Here is a 22,724-nt window from a genome sequence, read left to right as displayed (position 1 = left end):
GGAGACCATGACCGAGACAGTGCTGATCGCGGGGACCGCGAGCCACGTCGGGAAGAGCACCGTCGCAGCGGGGTTGTGCCGAGCACTCGCCCGTCGCGGCGTCTCGGTCGCGCCGTACAAGGCCCAGAACATGAGCAACAACGCACGGGTCGTCGTCTCACAGTCGGGCGACTGGGGGGAGATCGGCGTCGCGCAGTACGTCCAGGCGACGGCGGCGGAGGTCACGCCGACGACGGACCTGAACCCCGTGCTGTTGAAGCCGCGGGGCGACGGCGAGAGCCAACTGGTGATCCAGGGCGAGGCGACCGAACACGTCGGCGTCGACGACTACTACGACGACCACTGGGAGCGCGCTCGCGAGGCCGCCGTCGACTCCTACCGGCGACTCGCGGCCGACCACGACGTGATCGTCGCCGAGGGAGCCGGCAGCATCGCGGAGATCAACCTCCACGACCGCGACCTCGCGAACGTCGAGACCGCCGAGTTCGCCGACGCCGAGATACTCGTCGTCGTCGATATCGAGCGCGGCGGGGCTTTCGCCAGCCTCTACGGCACCCTCGAACTGCTCCCCGACCGACTCCACGGGCAGGTCGCGGGCGCGGTCATCACGAAGTTCCGCGGCGACCGGAGCCTGCTCGAACCGGGGATCGAGGAGATCGAAGACCGAACCGGAGTGCCGGTGCTGGGCGTGATTCCGTACGACGACCCCGGTCTGCCCGCCGAGGACAGCATCTCCATCCCCGACCGCGACGAACGCGGCGTCGTCGGCGGGGACGACGTGGCCGACGAGCGGACGATCAACGTCGGCGTCCCGCGGTTGCCGCGGATCTCGAATTTCACCGATCTCGACCCGCTGGCCCGCGAGCCGGGCGTTCGGGTCGTCTATCTGCCACTCGACGGCTCGTTGTCCGGGATCGACGGCGTCGTCGTTCCCGGCTCGAAGAACACGGTCGACGACCTGCTCGCGCTCCGGGAGTCGGGGTTCGACGACCGACTTCGGGCGTTCGACGGACCGATCGTCGGCCTCTGTGGGGGCTTTCAGATCCTCGGGGAGCGGATCACGAACGCCGGCATCGAGAGCACGGCGGTGTCTGGGACGGTCGAAGCCGTGGGGTTACTCCCGGTCGAAACCCGGTTTTCCGCCGACAAGCGTCTCGAACGGACGACCCGGACGCTCTCCGGCGTCGGGCCGCTCGCCGGTGGCTCGGGGACAGTCTCGGGCTACGAGATCCACATGGGTCGGTCGACGCCGACGGAGTCGGTCGAGCGTCCGCTCGGCGGCGAGAGTGTCGGGACGGAACGGGTGCTCGGAACGTACGTCCACGGGCTGTTCGAGAACGACAACGCCCGCTCGGCGTTCGTCGAGCGGGTGTTCGAGGCCGCCGGGAGAAACCGACCGGAACCCGAGGCTCGGCGGGACGACCGATCACCGTACGACCGGGCCGCCGACCTCGTCACCGACAACGTCGATCTGGGAGCGCTCGGGCTCGGAGAGCCGTGGAGCGAGTAGCGGTCTGCGCTCCAGTCCGACCGCGTATACGATGTATTCGTTCGTGTGCGAATCGTGGCTTAATCCTTCCAGATGTGCCCGTCGATCGTCGCCCTGAGGACGACCGTCTCAGACTCGTTCCGGCAGACGGTGTCGATACTGAGGTCGTACCGCTGTGGTCGCTCCTCGACGGATTCGACCGTACAGACGCAGGTGACGGTGTCGCCGGTGTAGACCGGTCGCGTGAACTCGAACTCCATCGACGCCGCCAGCACGTCGAGGTCGCCGCCGATCTTGGTCGGAAGCGTCGCCGTCAGGAGACCGTGTACCATGAGACGGCCGTCCTCGTCGGGTTCGGTGTGGCGGGCCTGCGTGTCCTGCGATACCTCGGCGAACTGCTCGACGTCCTCGCGGGTGAACGTGCGCTCGAAGGTGTACGTGTCTCCCTGGCTGGGCGCGTCCATACCCGGTATCCGACCAGCGGAGGGAAGAACGCTACGCCCGGGCAACGGCCCCGGGTCTGCGAACGGGTGACGTGTGATATCGTCACAATACGATATTCGAAATTCGTCTGCGAGTTTCGTACCGTATCGCCGGGCTTATTACGATGTGCGAACTCCCTCCGTGTAATGACAGCCGAAGATCGAACTATTTTGCTCATCGGCAGCGGGCCGATCCAGATCGGACAGGCAGCCGAGTTCGATTACTCGGGCGCACAGGCCTGTCGTGCCCTGCAGGAGGAGGGCGCGCGTGTCGTCCTGGTAAACTCGAATCCGGCGACGATCATGACCGATCCCGACATGGCCGACGAGGTGTACATCGAACCGATCAACACCGAAGCCATCGCCGAGATCATCCGGAAGGAGAACCCCGACGGCGTGATCGCGGGGCTGGGCGGCCAGACCGGACTGAACGTCACCGCCGAACTCGCCGAGGAGGGGGTTCTCGACGAGCACGACGTCGAAGTGATGGGGACGCCGCTGGATACGATTTACGCAACCGAGGACCGCGACCAGTTCCGCCAGCGGATGGAGTCCATCGGCGAACCCGTCCCCGCATCGGTCACCATCGACTCCATCGACGAGGTCGAAGAGGCGGTCGAGGAGGTCGGCGGCCTCCCGGTCATCATGCGGACGACCTACACCCTCGGCGGGGCAGGGTCGGGCGTCATCGACGACATGGAGACGCTGAAAGAGCAGGTCCGCAAGGGGCTGAATCTCTCCCGGGACAACCGCGTGATGATCACCGAGTCGATCGACGGCTGGATCGAACTCGAGTACGAGGTCATGCGCGACGCCGACGACTCCTGTATCATCATCTGCAACATGGAGAACCTGGATCCGATGGGGATCCACACCGGCGAGTCGATGGTCGTCACGCCGAGTCAGGTCATCCCCGACGAGGGCCATCAGGACATGCGCGACACCGCGCTGAAGGTCATCCGCGAACTCGGGATTCAGGGCGGCTGTAACATCCAGTTCGCCTGGCGCGACGACGGCACCCCCAGCGGGGAGTACCGCGTCGTCGAGGTGAACCCCCGCGTCTCCCGCTCCTCGGCGCTGGCCTCGAAGGCGACCGGTTACCCCATCGCTCGCGTCACCGCGAAGGTCGCCCTGGGCAAGCGCCTCCACGAGATCGAAAACGAGATCACCGGCGAGACGACCGCCGCCTTCGAGCCCGCTATCGACTACGTCGTGACGAAGGTGCCGCGCTGGCCCAAAGACAAGTTCCGCGACGTGGAGTTCGAGCTCGGGCCGGCGATGAAATCCACCGGGGAGGCGATGGCAATCGGCCGGACCTTCGAGGAGTCGCTGTTGAAGGCGCTCAGGAGTTCGGAGTACGACCCCGCCGACGACCTCGGCGCGGTCGACGACGACACCCTCGAAGACGAGTACCTGGCGAGGCCCACGCCGGACCGCCCGTACGCCATCTTCGAGGCCTTCGACCGCGGCTACAGCGTCGATGAGATCCGGGAACTGACCGAGATCCGCGAGTGGTATCTCGAACGGTTCAAACGGATCGCCGAAGCCGCGCAGAACGCCACCGAAGGGAACTTCCAGACGCCGGCGAACGTCGGGTTCACCGACCAGGAGATCACCGCGCTCGCGGGCGGGGAGTTCGAGGACACCCACGCCTCCTGGCTCCCCGAACGGCTGACCGACGAGGAAGTCGAGGAAGGCGAGGCGACGCCCGACGGGGGTGAGCGGACCGACGGTCCGCGATCCTCGTCGGAGCCACGCTCCGACGGCGGCGCGGTGACCGTCGACAGCGTCGACGCCGAGACCTCCGAGCGGGACTTCAAACTCGTCGACACCTGCGCCGGGGAGTTCGTCGCGACGACGCCGTACTACTACTCCGCACGGGATCCGATCTCGGGGCTGAACCGCGACGAACTTCAGGTCGACCGCGACGTCGAGAGCGTGGTCGTCGTCGGCGGCGGTCCGATCCGGATCGGCCAGGGCGTCGAGTTCGACTACTGTTCGGTCCACGCCGTCCGCGCGCTGCGGGAGATGGGCATCGACGCCCACGTGGTCAACAACAACCCCGAGACCGTCTCGACGGACTACGACACCTCCGACGGCCTCTTCTTCGAGCCGATCACCGCCGAGGAGGTCGCGGACGTGATCGAGGCGACCAACGCCGACGGCGTGATGGTCCAGTTCGGCGGTCAGACCTCCGTCGACATCGGCGAACCGCTGGAGAAGGAGATCGAGCGCCGCGGCCTGGACTGTGAGATCATGGGTACCTCCGTCGAGGCGATGGATCTCGCGGAGGACCGCGACCGGTTCAACAAACTGATGGACGACCTCGGCATCGCACAGGCCGAGGGCGCGACCGCGACCAGCAAGCCAGAGGCGCTGGAACTGGCTCACGAGATCGGCTACCCGGTGCTCGTGCGTCCCTCGTACGTGCTCGGCGGCCGCGCGATGGATGTCGTCTACAACGACGAGGATCTGGAGACCTACATCGAGGAGGCCGTCCGTGTCTCCCCCGAGAAGCCGATCCTCATCGACGACTTCCTGGCAGATGCGGTCGAACTCGACGTGGACGCCGTCTCCGACGGCGAGAACGTCCTCATCGGCGGCGTGATGGAACACGTCGAGACGGCAGGTGTCCACTCCGGGGACTCCGCCTGTATGATCCCGCCGCGCTCGCTCGGTCGGGACGTGAACCGCCGGGTCCGAGAGGTCGTCGAGGACATCGCCCGCGAACTCGACACAGTCGGACTGCTGAACGTCCAACTGGCCGTGCGCGACGGCGAGGTGTACGTCCTGGAGGCGAACCCGCGCTCCTCGCGGACCGTTCCCTTCGTCTCGAAGGCGACGGGCGTGCCGATTGCGAAGATCGCGGCGAAGGTGATGGCCGGCGCGACGCTCGACGAACTCGACTACGAGGAGCAGATCCCCGAGCAGGTCAGCGTCAAGGAGGTCGTGCTCCCCTTCGACCGCCTGCCGGGCAGCGATCCCCGCCTCGGGCCGGAGATGAAATCCACCGGCGAAGTGATGGGCACCGCCGACACCTTCGGCAAGGCCTACCAGAAGGCCCAGATGTGCGTCGGCAAGCCGATCCCGCTCGAGGGAACCGCCATCGTCGACCTGCCGGTCGTCGGCTTCGAGGAGTTTTTCGACGTGAAGGAACTCGACGACTTCGAGGACAAAGAGGCGATCAAGGAGGCGCTGCACGACGGCGAGATCGACCTCGTGCTCTCCCGCGAACGTGATCTCCTCGAAGTGTGTGTCGAGGAGACGATCACCTACTTCTCGACCATCGAGAGCGCACAGGCCGCGCTGGAGGCGATCCGTCACAGCGACGAACCGCTGGACGTGGAGGCGGTCGACAAGCGACCGAAGATGCAGGAGTACTGGGGCCAGCCCAAGACCCGAGAGGATCTCCGCACGCAGATCGAGACCCTCCGGTCGATTGCCGACGCCGGCTATCTCGAAGCCCTCGGGGCGGAGGGTGAGGAACTCGCGGAGTTCGCCGGCGCGCTCGATACGGTGCTCGACACTATCGACAACTCGGTGCTCGTGCTCGAATCCAGCGCCGGCGGGAGCGACGCCGCGGGGACGATCCGAGAGGAGTTGGACATCCACGGCTACGAGGCCCGGCTCGCGGACGACCTGCCCGGCGTCGAGGGCTACACCGCCGAGGAGGACATCGCGACGTACATGATGCTCTCGAAGTTCTCGATTCTGGTCGACGAGGAGCCGACCCGTCGGCTCTCCGAGTACGAGACCGCGAAGGCACACAACAACGTGCTCGCCCGACTCGTCCCGGCCGACCGGAAGGGCCAACAGACCCACCTGATCGGCGGCCACGGCGACGACGACGTGGAACACATCCGCGACTTCGAGTACGACGACGACCCGACGGAGGTGCTGGACGAGGCGATCAGTTGGGCCGAGTCAGTCGTCGAACGCCGACGCGGAACCGAACTGAACTGACTCCGCCGCGGAACACTTCTGGAGCGCCTCCCGAAGGTGATATCTCGTCTCGCTGTTTTCGGCGGTCTCTAACGCTCGCCGGAGGTGAGTTTCGATGTCCGTCCCGGACTGTTGCTCGACGGTCATGCGATACGCTGACAGAGCTATCCGATTAGTTATAGACTGGCTATCAGCCACGCGGCAGCGTTAACCGTCCCTGGAAGAGAGAGGGAGTATGATTGAACAGACGGTCGGTGACGTGATGACAGAGTCGGTCTACACAGTGGGTCCGGAGGCGACGGCCTGCGCGGTCGCGAAACTGTTCGCGCGCCGAGATGTCGGGTCGGCGCTCGTCGTCGATCAGGACAGCGGAGAGACGCTCGGCATCGTGACCGAGTCAGATATCATGCGACAGGTCGCTTCCGGTGCGGACACCGGAGCGGTCCGGGTGGAGACGTTTCTGAGCAGATCACTGGTCTCCGTGTCCAGTAGCGAGGAGATCCACACGGCCGCGGCGCTGATGAGAGAGCGCTCGCTGCAACGGCTCCCAGTCGTCGACGACGGCGAGACAGTGGGGATGCTGACGACCAGCGATCTGACGGATTATCTCCCCCGGTTGCGGAACACGATCCGCCGGACGAGCCAAACAGCGAGACGACGGTGACGGTCGGAGCGGCGTGCTCGCTGGGTCGTTCGTGAACTACTGTGGTAGCCAGCGCAGGGTTGGCGCCCCGAAATGACTGTCTGTAACACTTTACACTGTGGCTGAACAATAGATAACAGAGGGCAATGACAAGACACGTGATCATTATCGGGGGTGGCCGGGTCGGGCGTCGCGTCGCAGAACAACTCAGCGAGGAGCGAAACGCGGTCACCATCGTCGAACGAGACCACGAGCGGTGCGAGCAGGTGTCGCCGAAGGTGCACAACGTAATTGCGGGGGACGGAACTGACGACAGTATCCTCGAACGGGCGGGACTGGCCGAGGCAGATGTCGTGGCCGCCCTCACCGACGACACGGGGGTGAATCTCGAAATCTGTGAGACTGTCTCAGAGAACGGCACGGACGTCCGGACGATCCTCCGGATCTCGGAAGACGGCGAGAGAGACTACGGACACCGGCGCTTCGTCGACGAAATCGTCTACCCGGCTGCGGCGGCGGCGGACGTGGCAGTCAACCGAATCAGCCGACACTGACGCCTGCGTCAGCGGAGGGTTTCGGACCTGCGTTATCCCGCGAGGTTACGGCGGGGCGTCGAGATACCGGAAGGACTGGTCGCAGACAGCACGACTGAGGGCGGCTGGTCGGGCCGAGCGCCGCCGCCACTCTCTGGAGCGCCGTACTCCGCTACGCTTTTGCTGGCCTACCTGTATGTACGAGTGTGCCACTGGAGACGCCGGCCCGGATCGTCCGCGCGCTCGCCGACCGGGGATACAACGCCGAGCGGGAGGCGGTCACGCTGATCGCCAACCAACCCGATCCGATGCGGGCAATCGAGCGTGCAGTCGAAAACGCCCCCGAAGACGCGCTCGTACTCTCCGCCGAACAGGTGCGAGCGACCATCGAAAACGACCCGACGGGCGAGGGTTACACGACGCCACAGGGCCGGTCAGACGGAGCCAGTTCCGGGAGTCAGCGCCACGAGAACGACCCCCACGTTTCGGGTGGAACGCGGGAGGGACAACCGCGTGACGGGGGGCAGGAAACTGCAGTCGAAACGGAGGGGTCAGCGGCGGCCACCGGGCCGGGCCGAGCGGAGACCGAAGGAGAGACGGGAGATTCGGCCGGGGCGGCCGACTCGCCGGGAGGGGCCGCAGTCACCGAGCAGCGGTCCGAGGCGGAGACGCGGAGCGGCCGGGAGACGACGACAGGGACGGCTCTCGACGAGTCAGCGCAGGCCACAGAGGTCGGATCAGCGGAAGAGGAGACGACAGGAGTCGAATCAGCGAGAGAGTCATCTCCCGAGGTCCGGTCGACGCGAGAGCAGACGACGGGAGTCAGATCGACAGAAGAGCAGACAACGGAAGTCGAACCGACGGGGGAGCAGACCGCGGACCGACGGTCGAGAGAGGACCGAGAGATCGAAGTTAGCGGCGACATCCCGAGCGTCGGGACCGGCGAGTACAGCGATTTCGTCTCCGTGTTTCAGGACCGCTACGAGAAACTCGCAGGTCAGCTACGGGGCCGAGTCAACCACCGACCGGCCGAGACGATAGAACAGATGTCTCCGGGCAGCGACGCCGCGCTGATCGGGCTAGTGTCGGATATCCGCTCGACAGCGAGCGGGCACTGGCTGGTCGAACTCGAAGACACGACCGGGACCTTTCCCTGCCTGATCATGAAAGACCGGGAGTTCGCCGACGAGGTGCGGAACATGCTCCACGACGAGGTGGTCGCGGTCGAAGGGACGCTCGCGGACGACGGCGGGATCCTGTTCGTCGACTCGTTGCACTTCCCGGACATTCCGCGGACACACTCACCGTCGACCGCCGACCGGCCGGTAAAGGCGGCGCTGATCTCCGACGTACACTGCGGCAGCGAGGAGTTCATGGAGGCGGGCTGGCAGCGGTTCGCTGACTGGCTACACACGGAAGAGGCCGGGGAGGTCGAGTATCTGCTGATCGCCGGGGATATGGTCGAGGGCGTGGGAGTCTACCCCGGCCAGGACGAGGAGTTAGAGATCGTCGACATCTACGACCAGTACGAGGCCTTCAGCGAACACCTGAAAGACGTGCCCGGCGACATGGAGATTGTGATGATCCCGGGGAACCACGACGCCGTCCGACTGGCCGAGCCACAACCGGCCTTCGACGACGAACTCCGGAACATCATGTCCGCACACGACGCCACCATCTCGGCGAACCCCTCGGTCGTCACCGTCGAAGGGGTGTCCGTCCTGATGTATCACGGCGTCTCTCTGGACGAGGTGATCGCAGAACTCCCCGACGAGTCCGCGACCTACGAACGCCCGCACGACGCGATGGAGCAACTCCTGCGGAAACGCCACGTCGCCCCCCAGTACGGCGGCCAGACCCGGATCGCACCCGAACCGGAGGATCATCTCGTGATGGAGGAGGTCCCCGATATCTTCCACACGGGCCACGTCCACAAACTCGGCTACGGGAGCTATCACGACGTGTTGATGATCAACTCCAGTTGCTGGCAGTCACAGACGGACTTCCAGAAGAAAGTCAACCTCGATCCCGACGTGGGCTATGCTCCCATCGTCGACCTGCAGACGCTGGATCTGACGATCCGACAGTTCGTCTAAACGACCGCGGAGTAGTCGATGCCGACGCGGTCGTCGGCGTCGGGAAGCAACCGGTCTTTCTCGCTTCGAGAGAGGGACTTGATCGCGTGTTCGCGGCTCTGGGCGGCGCTCCGTGAGGGGTGATACTCGACGTACCGGAGCGAGACGGGCCGGCGGCCAGCGGTGTATTTCGCGCCGTCTCCGGCGTTGTGTTCCTCGACGCGCCGGCCCACGTCGGTCGTGTAGCCGGTGTACAGCGAGCCGTCGGCACATTCGACGACGTAGACGTACTGCGGCATTCAGCAGACGCCGCGGTCTTCGAGCACGTCGAGCAGTTCGGGCATCGACTCGACGACGACATCGCAGGCCGGTTCGACCGCGGGTTTGGGGGCGAACCCGACCGCGAAGCCGGCGGCTTCGAGCATCGGGAGGTCGTTGGCGCCGTCACCGACGGCGACGGTCTCCTCCATGGGTTCCTCGACGACCGTCGTCAGAATATCGAGCGCGTCGTCTTTGGTCCCCTCGATCAACGGCCCCTCGACCTCGCCGGTCAGTTCGCCGTCCTCGACGGGCAGGCGGTTGGCGATCAGCGTCTCCACGTCGACCCCCGCCGTTTCGAGTGCAGATTCGACGCCGCGCTCGAACCCGCCGGTCAGAATCGCGGTGTAGACGCCCGCCGAGTCGAGCGCTTCGACGACGGCATCCGTCTCCGGCCGGAGGACGACCTGATCGAAGGCCTCCTGTGCGTCGGCCTCGGGGAGTCCGTCGAGCAGCGCACAGCGCTTGCGCAGGCTCTCGGCGTACTCGATCTCGTCGTTCATCGCTTGTTCGGTGATCTCGTCCATCTGGTCGGCCGCCCCACACTGCTCACCGAGCAGGACCGTCATCTCCGAGTCCGACAGCGTCCCGTCGAAATCGAACGCAACGAGTGTCATTGCCTTCTGTTCGACGTGGGGGGATTCAAAAGCCGCGATTCGGGCCGGCAGCGATCACACCGGCTGTGCGTGCAGTCGATACCGACCGTGGGTCCGGTCGTCGTCGTGGTAGCTGACCGGCTCCTCGACCCCGACGACTCCATTTCCGTCGACGGCAGTCGCCGTCACGATACCGTCTGTCTCCGTGGCCTGGAGCGGGCCGTCACCGATGTCGAACGTCGATAGTCCGTGGTCGTCCGGATCACGGCTTCGGAAGTGCTGAGCGGAAGGGACCGCGATCCGGTCGGCGTCAGCGGCGAGGCCGTGGGCGAAACCGCCGATGTCGGCTTTCCAGCGCTGGCCGCCCGCCGGAGCGTAGCCGAAGACGGTGTGTTCGTCCGGGTGGAGCCCGTCAGTGTCACGGCCCTGTTCCGCGTACGTGTTTCCGGTGACGAAGGCCACGCCGTGGTCGCTCGCGTGGACGTGGTTCGGGTAGGCGTACAGCGTCTCGCCACCGATCTCTCGGGGCGTTGCCAGATCGACACGCCAGCGGATCGCTCCGCCGGGGTCGAGACGGTACCCGCGGTAGTCGCCGTGAGACGTGAGCGCGAGACCGTCGGCAAGCAGCGAAACGTCACCGACTCGGCGCTGGCCGTCGGTACCCGGATCCCAGTGCCAGCGTTCGCTGCCCGTGTTCGCGTCCAACAGGACCAGTCCGTGCTGGTACTCGCCGGGACAGCGGTTGTACGCGACTGCGAGTCGGTCTCCGGCCGCGTCGAGGCTGATCGGGGAGGCGTCGGTTTGGTACCGCCACCGAACTGTTCCCTCCGGATCGAGGGCGTGGATCACGCTCTCGAACGAGCGGTCGCCGCCGTCGCGTTCGTAACGGCGAGCGGCGACGTACGCTCGGTCCCCGTCCGTCCGAATATCGACGACGAACGGCAGGAAAAACCGCGTCTCCTCGGCCGGAGCGCCGATGTCGTCGGCCGTCGCGTATCGGAACGATAGCTCCCCGGTCGCGAGGTCGTACCCGCGGACGTGGCCGGTCGCGCTCCGCTCGCCGACGATCACAGTTCCCTCGCAGATCACCGCGGAGACGACCGACGGATCCTCCTCGCGACCAGGGGCCGGCGTTGCCCGCCATCGTTCGGCCAGTGGATCGCGGTCGAAGGCGCGGACAGTCCCGGCGGCGGTCCCGACGACGACCGCATCGGAGCCAAGTGCCACCGCCGAGCGCCGGCCGGCGTGTCGGGAACGGGCCGGATCGACCTCGTCGAGTGCGACCGTGTTCGCGAGGCTACTCATCGACCGGGAAAGTCTCGTGGAGCACGTCGTGGGCCTCCGCGAGTCCGTCGAGGACGGACTCGCCCTGGCTGGTCAGCCGACGGACCGCCTGCTCGGCGTCGCGAACGGCGACCAGTCGGCCCCGCAGGTAGTCGTACTCCGGGTCGTCGCTGTCGGTCTCGGCGATCTCCTCTTCGAGATCGACCAGCGCCGCGTCGAGGTGGCGTTCGATCTCGGAGAGCGTATCGGCCTCCGCGAGCGCCTCGATTGGGCCGGTCATGTGCCCTTCGAGTTCGCTCATCGCGTGCTCGCGGGCGCTGCGGTCTTCGGTGCCGAGAACGTTCATCAGTCCGAGTCGTAGTGCTTCGATTTCGTGGCAAGCCATGTTACAGTGTTTGGTCTACGAGGTGAGAAACGATGCGGTCCCGGTCGAGGTGGGACGAAACGATCTCTGCCGCGTCGTCGGTCTCGACGCCGCCGTACCAGACGCCGTCGGGGTAGACGGCGACCATCGGCCCCTCGCCACAGCGGCCCAGACAGGAGGTGCGGGTGATCCGGGCGTCGCAGGCCTCGGAGTCGCGTGCCTCCTGACGGAGTCGTTCGAGGACGGCCGGCGCGCCGTCGGCGGCGCAGGTCTGGTTCGTACAGACGGCGACGTGTTTGGCCGGCGCGTCGTGGACGTGGGGGTCGTCGTCCACGTCCGTCCGGTCGGCGTGTTCCTCCTGGTGAGTCAGGGCGCGCAACATCGCTCGCGCTCCGCCGACATCCTCCTCGTAACCGTCGAGTTCGACTTTGTACTTGCAGGTGTCACAGGACATCTGGACGCTCTCGGTGCGGGCCTCCTGCCAGCGGTCGCCGAGCACGTCGAGCAGCCGTGAGTCCGTGCCGAGCGGGTCGCCCGCCGCGGCCGCGACGTACGGGTACTCAGCGTCGAACTCGTCGGTGTGCTCGCGCACGCGCTGGGTGAGCACCCCGTCTCCGAGCATGTACGGGAGGACGACGACGGCGTCCGGCCGATCCTTCGCGACCGTGTGGAGCCGCGATTCGAGTTCCGGATCGGTGATACCGATGAAGGCAGTTTCGACGCTGGAGAACTCCCGGCCCTCGTAGAGCAGTCGCGCGAGTTTGGCCGCGTCGCTGTTGGCGTCGGGGTCGCTGGACCCGCGAGCACAGAGGACGACGGCCACGTCCTCGTCCTCGCGGTCGACGCCGAGGGATTCCTCGACGGCGGCCGCTCGGTCGTCGAGTAAATCGACGATTGCGGGGTGGACGCCGAGGTGTGCGCCGTTGTGGATGGTCGTCTCCGGTCGTTCGGCCCGGGCCTGCTCGACGGCCAGCGGCACGTCGTTTTTCACGTGGCTCGCGGCGAACAGCGAGAGCTGGACGACCGTGATGCGGTCGTGACTCGCCGCGAGACCGTCGATCGCCTCCGAAATCGACGGCTCGGCGAGTTCGAGAAAGCCGGCGTCGACCGGGACGCCCAACCGCCCCTCCAGAGTGGCGGCGAGGTCGCGGACCTGCTCGTTGGACTTCTCGCGGCGGGAGCCGTGGCCGACCAACAGCACCGCTTCGCCGTCGAGCGACTGCGCGGGAGCCGGTGCGTTCGTGGTCATGGCGAGAGTTCACCCGTCTCCTTGCCGGTCGCTCGCTCGACGCTCCGGCGGAGCTTCTGTCTCCGGTCGCTGGCGTACAGCCCCGTCTGGTCGCTGCCCGCGTACAGCCACGCCGCGAACTCGTCGATGTCGGCGTCGTCGGCGACGCTGAACCAGTAGCCGCCCGAGGAGGAGTCTTCGAGGTCCTCGGTCGGAACGTGTGGCCCGATGTCGTCCAAAAGCGCGCGGACCGTGTCGAGGAACTGCTCGTCGTCGTGGACGAAGGAGATGCCGACCGAGCCCGAGGACTCGCGGAAACAAACCGTCCCGCAGGCTTCGAGCATCCCGCGCAGCAGTTGGCTGTACTGCTCGCTGAACGCGCCGAAGCGGTAGCCGCCGGGCGACCCCGATTGTGGGAGTCCGAGCGCGGCGCTGGCGCGGTCGGCCGGGGCGCCGACGACGGTGAGTTCGTACTCGTCGTCGTACCGGACGATGGAACTGTCGTGGGCGGAGGTGCGTGCGGTCTGGCTGTGGTCGACATCGTCGACGCCGGTGAGTGCCGCGAGCGCGTCGGCGGCCTGCTCGTCGCCCGCTCGGACGGTGACGGCCTCGTCGGTCAGTTCGCCGTCGCCGGCGACGCGACCCCAGAAGTACGCCGTCTCCGGCCGCGCTTCGAGGAGGTCCGGTACTGGGTCGGGAGTCGGGGCGGCGTCAGTCATCGCTCACCTCCGTCGGCTGTGCTGTCGAGTGCTGGTCGAGGTCAGCCGTCGGCGTGACAGTGATCGCATCCACCGGACAGGCGGCCGCGGCCTGCCGCGCGGTTTCGATCTGGTCGTCCTCAAGCGTCGCGATTAGGACCTCGCCGTCGCGTGTGATCCCGTCGACGTCGATCGTCGCGAGTCCGTCGTCGGCCTCGGCGAAGCGGTCGTCCCGGACGAGACAGGCGAAGATACCGTCGCAGGCTCCGCGGTCGAGTCGGATCTTGTAGCTGGTGGTCATCAGTAGTCGTATTTGGATTCGTAGCCGCGGGGGGTCACCATCCGGTCGTCCCAGACGTACGTCTCCTCGTTACCGACCACCAGCGTCGTCGTCATGTCGATCAGGTCGCTCTCGCCCAACTCCTCCAGGTCGGCGAGGTCGACGATTTCGACCTGTTCGTCCTCTCGGCCCGCGCCGTGGACGACGCCGACCGGCGTCTCGGGGTCGCGGTGTTCGAGCAGGATCTCACAGCACTTCCGGAAGTTCTCCCGGCGCTTGCGGCTCCAGGGGTTGTAGACCGTGATCGTGAACCCCTCCTTGGCGGCGGCGTGCAACCGGGACTCGATTGTCGGCATATCGGTGAGGTGATCCGACAGCGAGATGGAGACGGTGTCGTTGACAAGCGGCGCGCCGAGTCGAGCGCCACAGGACTGGGCGGCCGGGACGCCGGGGACGACTTCGAAGTCGACCATGCTCGCGGTCGCGCCCTTCGATTCCAGGATTTCGAGTGCCAGGCCCGCCAGCGCGTAGACGTTCGGGTCGCCGCTGCCGATGATCGCCACGTCGTTGCCCGCGAGCGCGCGGTCGATTGCCTCCTCCGTTCGAGAGACCTCGCCGCACATCGGCGTGTCGTAGATCTCCTCGGCGTCGTCGGTGATCTCGTCGGGGAGCAGATCGACGTATGTCGTGTAGCCGACGATGTGCTCGGCGTCGAGCAGCGCCGACTGGGCGCGCTGTGTCATCCCCTCGGGCTGGCCCGGGCCGAGTCCGACCGCGAGGAGTTGTCCGGGCTCGGCGTCGAAGTCCTCGACCGTCGAGGCGACCTCTTTCTCGTCGCTCGCACCACAGCCGGAACTCGACGACTCCGAGTCGGAGCTAGCGCCGCATTTCGAGGTGCTGTCGGTCTCCGAACTCGCTCCGCGTTTCGACTCCGTACTGCTCGTATCGACTTCCGTACTGGAGCTTGCGGCGTCCGCGCTGCTAGCCCCACACTTCGACTCTGTACTGGTTTCTGCGCTACTCGCTCCACAGTTCGATTCGGTGTCTGTGTTCGTCTCAGTGTCTGTGCTCGCGTCGGTCGTCTCGGTGGTGTTGTCAGTGCTCATTAGAAATCCTCCACGTCACGCCCGCCGCGGGGCGTGACGAGAAACTGTTCGTAGTCGTTTTCCCAGCGTTCGGTCTCGTGGTTGCCGACGATGATCGAGGTGCCCATGCCGCCGACCTCGTCGTCGTGCTCCGTCGCCTCGTCCAGTCGGCAGAACGTCTCCGTCTCGTCGTCGAGGTTGCGGCCGGCGTCGCCGCGGCCGGCGTCGTTGACGATGGCGACTGGTACGTCGTCGGCCCGCTCCTCGCGGATGACGTCGATCGCCCGCTCGTAATCGCGCCAGCAGTTGTACAGGACGATGACGAAACCGCTGATCGCCGCGGCCCGGAGCTTCTCCGCGATTTCGTCCCAGCCGCGCCACTTGTCCGACAGCGAAATCGTACAGAAGTCGTTCGACAGCGGCGCGCCGACGTTGGCCGCACCGCCGAGTGCGGCGGTGACGCCCGGGACGATTTCGATCGGAACGTCCGTCGCCTCCTCCTCCTGGGCCATCAGAAAGAGCAGATCGCTCTTGCCGTAGACGTTCGGATCGCCGCCGGAGACGTGGGCGACGGTCTGACCGGCCCGGACGCGCTCGAAGGCCTCCGTCGCGAGTTCGATCTGACGGCCCATCGACGAGCGAATCAGCGTCTGGCGGCTGCCGTCGGGCCGTTCGAGAATCGTGCCGTCCTCGCTGCCGGGACGCGCCGACTCGGCGGCCCGGTCAGCGGCGGTGCCGCCGTCGGTCGCCGCGTCGATCGCGGCGCTCTCCGGCGGGAGTGTCCCGTCGGTGCGCAGAAACTCCTGGTAGAGGTTCGAGGCGATGACACAGTCGGCCGTGGAGATGACATCCGTGGCCTCCTGTGTCATGTCGTGTGGCAGGCCGGGACCGATTCCGACGACGTAGAGCCGTCCGTACTCGTCGGCAGCCATCTTACCGCCCCACCGCCACGGTGACCGCCTCGTCGAAGCGTTCCTTCTCGCGGGCGAGGTCGTGCTCGCGGCCGCCGGCGATGGCCGACGCCTCCGCGATGCCCGGCCAGCCGATCAGCTCCTTCGAGCGCGATTCGGAGGGCCCCTCGAACCGTTCGAGGGTCTCCTTCTCGAAGAGGACGACCCCGACGCCGATCTCCTGTGCGGCCTCGTAGAGTCCGTCCTCGCCCTCCTTTCGGGTGCCTGTGGCGACGAAATCCACGTCCGCAAGCGTCAGATCGAGGTCGGCGAGCGCCTGCTCCCAGGCGTCGATGACCTGGGCTTTGCCCACACCCGAAACGGTGCCTGTCCCGAGGACGACGCCGTCGTCGCCGTTGCGTTTCAGTACCGTGACGTCGTCGCCGACCAGCACCGCGCGGGGACCGTCCAGTCGTGCGACGGGACCGAGTTCGTCGTTGAGCACGGCGAGGTTCGTCGCGACCGTCGAATCGCCGTTGACGACGTGGGTGTCGAGCGCCTTGGCCTTGCTCTCGACGCCCTGCTTGCCTGCGGCCTCGCTTGCGGTCGTCATCGCCGGCACCGCGCCGAGTTGGGAGAGATCGTGTGCGACCTGATTCGCGCCGTGGTGGCCGCCCGTGATCGGAATCGCCCAGGTCAGCGCCTCGTCGATGACGACGATTGCGGGGTCGTCCCACTTGTCGTCCAGAAGGGGGGCGGTCTTGCGCATCGCGATGCCCGAAGCCATCAGCCCGACGAAACAGTCGTACTCGCCCCAGTGCTCGGCGAAGACCTCGCCGTGGTACTCGACGATGTCGATCCGGTCGTACTGCCCGTCGAGTTCGGCCGCGATCTCCTCCGCGGTGTCCATCTTCCGCTCGAAACTGATGATCGCGATCTCCTCGGCCACCTCGCCGTCGGAGTCGGGTGTCGAGCAGTGTCCGCCCGAGTCGTTGTCCGTCGATTCTGTCGTATCGCTGTCTGTGTCAGTGCTCATGTCAGTCGTCAGCCTCGCCTGAAGATCGGTTCGCCCAGCCGTCGTAGAGATACGAGCGGTCGTAGCCGGCCTTCCGAGCGGCATCGCCGATGATGACCATCGCCGAGGCGCGGTACCCCGCCGCCTCGACTCGCTCGCCGATGGTTTCGATGGTGCCTTCGATGATGTCCTCGTCCGGCCAAGAGGCGTGATAGACCACCGTAACTGGGGTGTCTGGGTCGTGGTCCTCGGCGAGCAGGCGATCCATCGTCTCCGGAATCGCGTGCGTGCCGAGGTAGATGCAGGTCGTCACGTCGCCCATCTCGACGAACTCGCCGATGTGGTCGTCCTCGGGGTCGAGGGTCTTGCCCTGCGGACGGGTAAAGGCGACGTGGTTGGCGACGCCGTTGAGGGTGAGTTGGGTGCGCAGCGACGCGCTGGCGGCGAAGGCAGAGGTCACGCCGGGGACGATGTACGTCGGGACGCCCTCGTGTTCGAGGGCGTCCATCTGCTCGACCGCGGCCCCGTAGATAGCCGGATCGCCGCTGTGAAGACGGACGACCGTCCGGCCCTCCTCGTACGCGTCCCGGATCAGCGGGACCAGTTCTTCGAGATCCTTGCCGATGCTCGTCACCTGTTCGGCGTCGGCACAGTACCGCTCCAGCAGGTCGCTGTTGACTAACGACCCCGCGTGGACGACGAGATCCGCCTCCTCGACGAGTTCCTTGCCCGTGACGGTCAACAGTCCGGGGTCGCCCGGACCGGCCCCGATGAAGGGGATCCCCTCCTGTTTCTCGCCTGCGCTGTGTTCGGCGATGCGCTCGTCGCGCTCTGTGGCGGGCCGTCGGCCCCGGGCGTCGATGGCCCGCTGGGGGTCGGTCATCGCGGCGGCACCTCCGGGAGTTCGTCGCCGCAGGCCTCGCCGATCGCCCGCTCCATCTCGATGATCTCGCGCTGGGACTGCTGGAGATAGCTGTCGGATCGTTCGGCCGCTCCGGGACTCACCGACCTGTCGGTCTCGCCGGTTCGAGTCGAAATCCCGTTGCCGTCGGTCCGGGGTTTCGGCTGCGTCGAGTCCGCCGACTCGTCGGTCCTCGCCTCCGGCGTATCGGCCGTCTCGAAGGTGGCCGTGGCCGGCGTGGAGTCGAGTCCCTCCTTCTCCGCGTACGCGAGCGTGTAGTAATCCCGGTCCGCGAGGTCGGCGGGATCGGAGGTGACGACCGTCTCTCCGTCCTCCATGTACAGCCGCCGGCCGTAGGTCACCTCGTAGCCCGCGTCGGTCAGTCCCTCGTGGGTCTCCGCCACGTCGGTCACTTTGAACAGGATCATCCGGTCGGGGCCGGTCGGTGCGGCCCCGCGGGAGGCCTCGTGAAGGGTGAGACTCGCGCCCGCGGCGATCTCGATCCCCAGCGCCGTCGTGAACGCGGTCACCGCGCTCACGCCGGGAACGAGTTCCAGATCGACCTCGGGGTGAAACGCGTCGAGCGTTCGACGGAGGTGGCCGAACGTCGAGTAGATATTCGGGTCACCGAGGGTGACGAAGGCCGCGGTCCCCCCGCGTGCTCGGGGAGCGATTTCGGCGGCGGCCGCCTTCCACGCCCGGCGGAGTTCGTCCTCGTCGCGGGTCATCGGGAAGTCAAGATCCCCGAGGCGGTCCGTCGGAACGTACTCGGTCGCGACCGAACGGGAAAGTCGGCCGGGCGTGTAGACGACATCCGCGCTCTCCAGCAGTTCCCGTCCCCGGACGGTGATCAGCCCGGAATCACCCGGCCCGAGTCCGACGCCGTACAGCGTCATGCTCCCCCCTCGGCGGCCTGGTCGTCCCCGCCGACTCCCCCGACGAGCATGTAGACCGGGTTGTCCGAGTCGAAACTCGTCGCGCCGGCGAGTTCGTAGCCGTGGCTGACCTGGAACTGGACGACCTCGTCGAGCAGGTCCCGGTCACGAAACGCCTCCGTCGCCTCCCCGGCGACTTCGAGTCGAGCGACGTTCATCACGACGCGGTCGATGCCAGTCTCGACCGCGCGGTCCAGAACCTCGGCGTAGTTTCTGCTCCCGCCGAGAAAGAGCGCGTCGGCGTCCCGAGGGAGTCCGTCGGGTGCCTCCGCCCGCCGGAGTTCGACCGCCGCGTCGACGTCGTTGGCCGCGAGGTTCTTCCGGGTCGTTTCCAGTCGATTGCTCTTCCGTTCGAGCGCAGTGACCCGACCGGCCCGTCGGGCCGCCTCGATCGTGACGGCCCCGGTACACGATCCGACCTCGACGAAGTGGTCGGTCGAATCGAGATCGAGTTTGCGAAGCAACACCGCCCTGACCTCCGCTTTCGTCGGGCCGGCCTTTGCCTCGTGTGGAAGCACTGGGTGTGCCATGGGATATACAACTCGCGTAGGACGTAAAACAATTTTGGTTGTTTTAGAGTAAGCAAGTTTGTTCTACGTCCCGCCGGGCGGGGGTTATTTCGCAGGTAGACAGATACTAGTGAAAACTTACTTGCGTTTTCGGCACGGAGATTCGGTAATGGCGAAGGAGACGGATTCAGGAGAGTTCGGGGTGCTCCGAAGCAAGCGGACGGCGACCAGATACCAGATCCTGGTCGAGATTGCGGAACGACAGCCTGCGGTCAACCAACAGGAGATTGCAGACGCGATCGGGATCACCGCACAGGCGGTCAGCGACTACCTGCAGGACCTCGTCGAACAGGGCTTCGTCAACAAACACGGGAGGGGGCGCTACGAGGTGACCAAGGAAGGCGTCGATTGGCTCATCTCCCAGACCGACGGCCTCCGGGAGTTCGTCTCGCACGTCTCGGAGGACGTGATCGGACAGGTCGAAACCGAGACGGCAATCGCCTCGACGGAGATCAGCGAGGGCGAAACCGTCTCGCTGACGATGCAGGACGGTGTGTTGCGGGCGATGTCGGGCGACACCGGAGGAGCAACAGCGGTTGCGGTGACGGACGCGACGCCGGGGACGGATGTCGGGATCACCAACTTCGAGGGGGTCGTCGAATACGACCTCGGGACGGTCGCCGTCGTCTCGATTCCACAGGTCCAGAACGGTGGGAGTCAAAGCGTCGACGGACAGCGTGTCGTCGAACTGGGCGAGGAACACGACCTGGTCGCCGTGGCCGGCGCCGAGGCCGTCGCGCTCGCGGAGCGGACGGGACTCGATCCCGACATCCGCTTTGGGACTCCCGACGCCGTCCAGGAAGCCGCTGCGAAAGGTCTCGACGTGCTCTTGCTCGCCGCGACGGACGCGCTGTCACGACACACCGACAAACTCAGAGAACAGAACGTGAGTTACGAGGTCGTCGACGCCGGGGAGTGAGTCGCTCCAGTAGAAACGAAGGGCGGATAGTACTGGATATATTTATCGGTCAGTTATCGAATCGAGCCTGTACGAACGGCTGTACGTCCTCGATATCGCCGAGTCGCGAATCCGAGAGGAGAACCGCTTCCGTCTCTTCGAGTGGAACCGAGAGGCTGATCTCTTTGGTCCGGCCGTACCGGCCCTTCGAGACGACGACGGCGTTGACGATGCCGAGCATGTCGAGTTCGCTGATCAGGTCCGTGACTCGGCGCTGGGTGAGCACGTCCGTATCGAGTTCCTCGCAGAGTCGCTTGTAGATGTTGTAGACCTCGCCGGTGTTGATGTTGTGGACCCCCTGTTTCTCCAGGAGGATGATCGCGAAGAGAACGAGTTTCGACTGCTGGGGGAGGGTACGGACGACCTCGACGACGCGGTCGATTTCGATCTTCTCCTGGGCCTCGCGGACGTGATCCTCCTCGACGTTGTTCGTGTTGTCCCGTTCGGCGAGTTCGCCCGCCGTTCGGAGCAGATCCAGCGCCCGGCGGGCGTCGCCGTGTTCCTGGGCGGCGAAGGCCGCACAGAGCGGAATCACCTCCTCGGTCAACGCGCCGTCCTTGAACGCGATGTCCGCGCGGGCTTCGAGGATATCCCGGAGCTGGTTGGCGTCGTACGGCGGGAAGACGATCTCTTCCTCGCCGAGGCTGGAGTTGACCCGGGGGTCGAGGAAGTCGGTGAACTTCAGGTCGTTCGAGATACCCATGATCGACACCCGGGAGCGTTCGAGTTCGGAGTTCATCCGCGAGAGATTGTACAGCGTGTCGTCGCCCGACTTCTCGACGAGTTTGTCGATCTCGTCGAGCATGATCACGACGACCCGTTCGCGGTAGTCCACCGCGTCGAAAAACGAGTTGTACACGCGGTCGGTGGGCCACCCGGTCATCGGAACCTCGTTGAACGAGTCCCGTTCGGATTCGAGGGAGTCGATCCGTTCGTCGACCTCCTCGACGGAGTCGAACTCGGTATCTGCCAGTGCGGAGGAGTCCTCGCGGGCGCGCTCGCGGAGGGATTCGTACTCGTCGATGGTCTCGTCGATCCGGCTTCGATTCTTCTCGATGAACTTGTTGGCTAGCTGTGCGAGAACGCGGTACTGCGTGTCGGTGACCTCGCAGTTGATGTACTCGACCTCGCAGGGGACCTCGTACTTCTTCGAGGTGGATTCGAGTTCCTCGCTGACGAACTTCGCACTCGCGGTCTTTCCGGTCCCCGTTTTCCCGTAGATCAGGATGTTGGAGGGAGTGTCTCCCCGGAGGGCAGAGACGAGAATCGTCGCCATGTTGTTGATCTGATCCTCGCGATGTGGGAGCTTTCGAGGAGTGTACGACGGCCTGAGGACCTCCTTTTTCTCGAAGATCGGTTCTCCCGAGAGGAGGTCGTCGAACAGTCCACGGGAGGGGCCTTTCTCCTCGGAGGACTCCTCCCGGAGCATCTCGTCGATCCGCGATTCCGGGGGCTTCTCGTCCGTCTCGGAGTCCGGGAGCGGCGGATCTCCCCCGTCCACCTGCTCGGAACGTCCGTCGGTGACAGGCTCGGTGGAGGACGGATCCTCTCCCGTCCGACGGTTGGGGCGAGCGGACGAGTCATCGTCACTGTGGTTGACACCGGCGTCTTCCCCGCCGGGATCGACCGACTCTGGCGTGTCCTGAGAACGTTCGTTCGTATCTGTCATGCGTCTTAACTTTCGTTTGGCGACCGTGTCGAACCCCTTCGTTTCGGGTGGAGAGCCCGGGACGCGAACGAGTTATCCGGTTTCAGAGCCCGGGATACGTCGGAATCCGGGAAACGTGGTGTTCCTTCGCGTCCAAATGAACCACGAGAAACGCCGGTTGATACTATATTAAAGATTTCGATTGTTTGAACTGGTGAGTGAGCGGAGCCCCCGGAACTGTCAGTTTCGATGTCATGTGAGTCGATAGCCGGGACGATTCGACGAAGCCGTGGACCGGTGGGGAACTGGCTGGTCCGTGACCCCCCCACCCCTTCGTTTCGAGTGGAACGAGAAAACCTGGGGAGGGGGTTCGAGAGAGATCGGTCTAGACTAGGAAAGATTTATATCCAATGTAATTAAACCAAACCCGTACTAGAGAAAAATAGAATACGCTAGCTAGTCGGCGTTATTTTACCGGTTCTTCTAGTGTATTTATCTAGATGAGAGACGTTTCTCGGGCGCAGTCTTGTGGTTCGTTCCTATCAGATTTCAGTATTGTGTGGTTGCTCTCTCCGTTGGCGGACGAGGGTGTGGCTGGTTCCACCTGAAACGAAGGGGTGGGGGGCTAAACCGGTCCGAGGGAACGGAGCTGAGTAATCGGATCCGGACCGAGCGGAGAATCCGGCCCGATCTCACACTATGCCTGTCGGTCTCTCCCCACGATCAGCTCTCTCTTTCCCCCACTCGCCGTCCTGTTCCGGTCTTGCGATCTCTCCGCTACGTGATATCAG

22 protein-coding genes are annotated in these 22,724 nt (G+C 65.6%); 6 read left to right on the top strand and 16 right to left on the bottom strand.

The genetic code is table 11. From position 1 onward, the window contains the following. The first annotated feature begins 7 nt into the window (after positions 1-7). Positions 8-1,510: a cobyric acid synthase gene (locus GRX03_RS00105; protein ID WP_159762181.1), complete on the top strand. Its 1,503-nt coding sequence runs from the start codon at positions 8-10 to the stop codon at positions 1,508-1,510. 59 nt (positions 1,511-1,569) lie between these two features. Here the strand turns inward: GRX03_RS00105 and GRX03_RS00100 are convergent, their stop codons facing one another. Further along, on the bottom strand, positions 1,570-1,953 hold the full coding sequence (locus GRX03_RS00100) for an FAS1-like dehydratase domain-containing protein (protein WP_159762180.1): 384 nt from the start codon (positions 1,951-1,953) through the stop codon (positions 1,570-1,572). 165 nt (positions 1,954-2,118) lie between these two features. Between GRX03_RS00100 and carB the strand changes: the two genes are divergently transcribed. Next, positions 2,119-5,934, top strand: a complete 3,816-nt coding sequence (gene carB, locus GRX03_RS00095) for a carbamoyl-phosphate synthase large subunit (protein ID WP_394351720.1) — start codon at positions 2,119-2,121, stop codon at positions 5,932-5,934. Here the strand turns inward: carB and GRX03_RS16430 are convergent. After that, positions 5,896-6,060, bottom strand: a complete 165-nt coding sequence (locus GRX03_RS16430) for a hypothetical protein (RefSeq protein WP_201289141.1) — start codon at positions 6,058-6,060, stop codon at positions 5,896-5,898. The two genes, carB and GRX03_RS16430, sit on opposite strands and share 39 nt — an antisense overlap. Positions 6,061-6,148: 88 nt before the next feature. On the opposite strand from GRX03_RS16430, the gene GRX03_RS00090 reads away from it, so the two are divergent. From GRX03_RS00090 to GRX03_RS00080, 3 genes are all read left to right on the top strand, one after another. Continuing rightward, complete coding sequence (locus tag GRX03_RS00090) at positions 6,149-6,577, top strand: CBS domain-containing protein (protein WP_201289140.1); 429 nt, start codon at positions 6,149-6,151, stop codon at positions 6,575-6,577. A gap of 125 nt (positions 6,578-6,702) precedes the next feature. Further along, positions 6,703-7,110: an NAD(P)-binding protein gene (locus GRX03_RS00085; RefSeq protein ID WP_159762179.1), complete on the top strand. Its 408-nt coding sequence runs from the start codon at positions 6,703-6,705 to the stop codon at positions 7,108-7,110. A gap of 185 nt (positions 7,111-7,295) precedes the next feature. Continuing rightward, on the top strand, positions 7,296-9,185 hold the full coding sequence (locus tag GRX03_RS00080; protein WP_368277876.1) for a DNA-directed DNA polymerase II small subunit: 1,890 nt from the start codon (positions 7,296-7,298) through the stop codon (positions 9,183-9,185). Here the strand turns inward: GRX03_RS00080 and GRX03_RS00075 are convergent. The 13 genes from GRX03_RS00075 to cbiT are packed head-to-tail and all read right to left on the bottom strand — an operon-like array spanning position 9,182 to position 19,288. Next, on the bottom strand, positions 9,182-9,463 hold the full coding sequence (locus tag GRX03_RS00075) for a GIY-YIG nuclease family protein (RefSeq protein WP_159762178.1): 282 nt from the start codon (positions 9,461-9,463) through the stop codon (positions 9,182-9,184). The genes GRX03_RS00080 and GRX03_RS00075 overlap by 4 nt on opposite strands. Then, on the bottom strand, positions 9,464-10,099 hold the full coding sequence (serB, locus tag GRX03_RS00070) for a phosphoserine phosphatase SerB (protein WP_159762177.1): 636 nt from the start codon (positions 10,097-10,099) through the stop codon (positions 9,464-9,466). Positions 10,100-10,153: 54 nt separating this feature from the next. After that, a complete protein-coding gene (locus GRX03_RS00065) occupies positions 10,154-11,383 on the bottom strand; it encodes an outer membrane protein assembly factor BamB family protein (RefSeq protein ID WP_159762176.1) in 1,230 nt (409 codons plus the stop codon). After that, on the bottom strand, positions 11,376-11,747 hold the full coding sequence (locus GRX03_RS00060; RefSeq protein WP_159762175.1) for a DUF3209 family protein: 372 nt from the start codon (positions 11,745-11,747) through the stop codon (positions 11,376-11,378). The genes GRX03_RS00065 and GRX03_RS00060 overlap by 8 nt, the downstream gene beginning before the upstream one ends. 1 nt (position 11,748) lies before the next feature. Further along, positions 11,749-12,975 (bottom strand): CbiX/SirB N-terminal domain-containing protein, encoded by a 1,227-nt coding sequence (locus tag GRX03_RS00055; RefSeq protein WP_159762174.1) that lies wholly within the window; start codon positions 12,973-12,975, stop codon positions 11,749-11,751. Beyond that, positions 12,972-13,673: a cobalamin biosynthesis protein gene (locus GRX03_RS00050; protein ID WP_159762173.1), complete on the bottom strand. Its 702-nt coding sequence runs from the start codon at positions 13,671-13,673 to the stop codon at positions 12,972-12,974. The genes GRX03_RS00055 and GRX03_RS00050 overlap by 4 nt, the downstream gene beginning before the upstream one ends. After that, positions 13,666-13,953 (bottom strand): ferredoxin, encoded by a 288-nt coding sequence (locus GRX03_RS00045; protein ID WP_159762172.1) that lies wholly within the window; start codon positions 13,951-13,953, stop codon positions 13,666-13,668. The genes GRX03_RS00050 and GRX03_RS00045 overlap by 8 nt, the downstream gene beginning before the upstream one ends. Next, on the bottom strand, positions 13,953-15,038 hold the full coding sequence (gene cobJ / locus GRX03_RS00040; RefSeq protein ID WP_159762171.1) for a precorrin-3B C(17)-methyltransferase: 1,086 nt from the start codon (positions 15,036-15,038) through the stop codon (positions 13,953-13,955). Before cobJ ends, GRX03_RS00045 begins: the two co-directional genes overlap by 1 nt. Beyond that, a complete protein-coding gene (locus GRX03_RS00035) occupies positions 15,038-15,949 on the bottom strand; it encodes a precorrin-3B C(17)-methyltransferase (RefSeq protein WP_159762170.1) in 912 nt (303 codons plus the stop codon). Before GRX03_RS00035 ends, cobJ begins: the two co-directional genes overlap by 1 nt. A 1-nt stretch (position 15,950) precedes the next feature. Continuing rightward, a complete protein-coding gene (cbiG, locus tag GRX03_RS00030) occupies positions 15,951-16,943 on the bottom strand; it encodes a cobalt-precorrin 5A hydrolase (RefSeq protein WP_159762169.1) in 993 nt (330 codons plus the stop codon). Between the two features lies 1 nt (position 16,944). Then, complete coding sequence (locus GRX03_RS00025) at positions 16,945-17,805, bottom strand: cobalt-precorrin-4/precorrin-4 C(11)-methyltransferase (protein ID WP_159762168.1); 861 nt, start codon at positions 17,803-17,805, stop codon at positions 16,945-16,947. Further along, on the bottom strand, positions 17,802-18,719 hold the full coding sequence (locus GRX03_RS00020; protein WP_159762167.1) for a cobalt-factor II C(20)-methyltransferase: 918 nt from the start codon (positions 18,717-18,719) through the stop codon (positions 17,802-17,804). Before GRX03_RS00020 ends, GRX03_RS00025 begins: the two co-directional genes overlap by 4 nt. Continuing rightward, on the bottom strand, positions 18,716-19,288 hold the full coding sequence (cbiT, locus tag GRX03_RS00015) for a precorrin-6Y C5,15-methyltransferase (decarboxylating) subunit CbiT (RefSeq protein WP_159762166.1): 573 nt from the start codon (positions 19,286-19,288) through the stop codon (positions 18,716-18,718). The genes GRX03_RS00020 and cbiT overlap by 4 nt, the downstream gene beginning before the upstream one ends. 148 nt (positions 19,289-19,436) lie before the next feature. Between cbiT and GRX03_RS00010 the strand changes: the two genes are divergently transcribed. Continuing rightward, the gene (locus GRX03_RS00010; protein ID WP_159762165.1) at positions 19,437-20,246 is read left to right on the top strand and encodes a DUF7839 domain-containing protein; all 810 of its coding nucleotides are present in this window, start codon (positions 19,437-19,439) and stop codon (positions 20,244-20,246) included. Between the two features lie 49 nt (positions 20,247-20,295). On the opposite strand, the gene GRX03_RS00005 is transcribed toward GRX03_RS00010, so the two are convergent. Beyond that, positions 20,296-21,954, bottom strand: coding sequence for a Cdc6/Cdc18 family protein (locus GRX03_RS00005; protein ID WP_303646650.1), 1,659 nt, complete (start codon positions 21,952-21,954; stop codon positions 20,296-20,298). Between the last annotated feature and the right edge of the window lie 770 nt (positions 21,955-22,724).

This window comes from Halovenus carboxidivorans, assembly GCF_009831575.1.
In the GTDB taxonomy this organism is placed as follows: domain Archaea; phylum Halobacteriota; class Halobacteria; order Halobacteriales; family Haloarculaceae; genus Halovenus; species Halovenus carboxidivorans.
Note: the sequence above shows the minus strand (reverse complement) of the source record. Positions and strands in the feature narration are given on the sequence as shown.

Coding starts and splice junctions, on each gene's coding strand:
- cobJ (WP_159762171.1), bottom strand. CDS start 15,038: ATGAGCACTGACAACACCACCGAGACGACCGACGCGAGCACAGACACT.
- serB (WP_159762177.1), bottom strand. CDS start 10,099: ATGACACTCGTTGCGTTCGATTTCGACGGGACGCTGTCGGACTCGGAG.
- GRX03_RS00085 (WP_159762179.1), top strand. CDS start 6,703: ATGACAAGACACGTGATCATTATCGGGGGTGGCCGGGTCGGGCGTCGC.
- GRX03_RS00100 (WP_159762180.1), bottom strand. CDS start 1,953: ATGGACGCGCCCAGCCAGGGAGACACGTACACCTTCGAGCGCACGTTC.
- GRX03_RS00010 (WP_159762165.1), top strand. CDS start 19,437: ATGGCGAAGGAGACGGATTCAGGAGAGTTCGGGGTGCTCCGAAGCAAG.
- GRX03_RS00065 (WP_159762176.1), bottom strand. CDS start 11,383: ATGAGTAGCCTCGCGAACACGGTCGCACTCGACGAGGTCGATCCGGCC.
- GRX03_RS00035 (WP_159762170.1), bottom strand. CDS start 15,949: ATGGCTGCCGACGAGTACGGACGGCTCTACGTCGTCGGAATCGGTCCC.
- GRX03_RS00045 (WP_159762172.1), bottom strand. CDS start 13,953: ATGACCACCAGCTACAAGATCCGACTCGACCGCGGAGCCTGCGACGGT.
- GRX03_RS00050 (WP_159762173.1), bottom strand. CDS start 13,673: ATGACTGACGCCGCCCCGACTCCCGACCCAGTACCGGACCTCCTCGAA.
- GRX03_RS00105 (WP_159762181.1), top strand. CDS start 8: ATGACCGAGACAGTGCTGATCGCGGGGACCGCGAGCCACGTCGGGAAG.
- GRX03_RS00020 (WP_159762167.1), bottom strand. CDS start 18,719: ATGACGCTGTACGGCGTCGGACTCGGGCCGGGTGATTCCGGGCTGATC.
- GRX03_RS00060 (WP_159762175.1), bottom strand. CDS start 11,747: ATGGCTTGCCACGAAATCGAAGCACTACGACTCGGACTGATGAACGTT.
- GRX03_RS16430 (WP_201289141.1), bottom strand. CDS start 6,060: ATGACCGTCGAGCAACAGTCCGGGACGGACATCGAAACTCACCTCCGG.
- cbiT (WP_159762166.1), bottom strand. CDS start 19,288: ATGGCACACCCAGTGCTTCCACACGAGGCAAAGGCCGGCCCGACGAAA.
- GRX03_RS00075 (WP_159762178.1), bottom strand. CDS start 9,463: ATGCCGCAGTACGTCTACGTCGTCGAATGTGCCGACGGCTCGCTGTAC.
- GRX03_RS00055 (WP_159762174.1), bottom strand. CDS start 12,975: ATGACCACGAACGCACCGGCTCCCGCGCAGTCGCTCGACGGCGAAGCG.
- carB (WP_394351720.1), top strand. CDS start 2,119: ATGACAGCCGAAGATCGAACTATTTTGCTCATCGGCAGCGGGCCGATC.
- GRX03_RS00090 (WP_201289140.1), top strand. CDS start 6,149: ATGATTGAACAGACGGTCGGTGACGTGATGACAGAGTCGGTCTACACA.
- cbiG (WP_159762169.1), bottom strand. CDS start 16,943: ATGAGCACTGACACAGACAGCGATACGACAGAATCGACGGACAACGAC.
- GRX03_RS00025 (WP_159762168.1), bottom strand. CDS start 17,805: ATGACCGACCCCCAGCGGGCCATCGACGCCCGGGGCCGACGGCCCGCC.
- GRX03_RS00005 (WP_303646650.1), bottom strand. CDS start 21,954: ATGACAGATACGAACGAACGTTCTCAGGACACGCCAGAGTCGGTCGAT.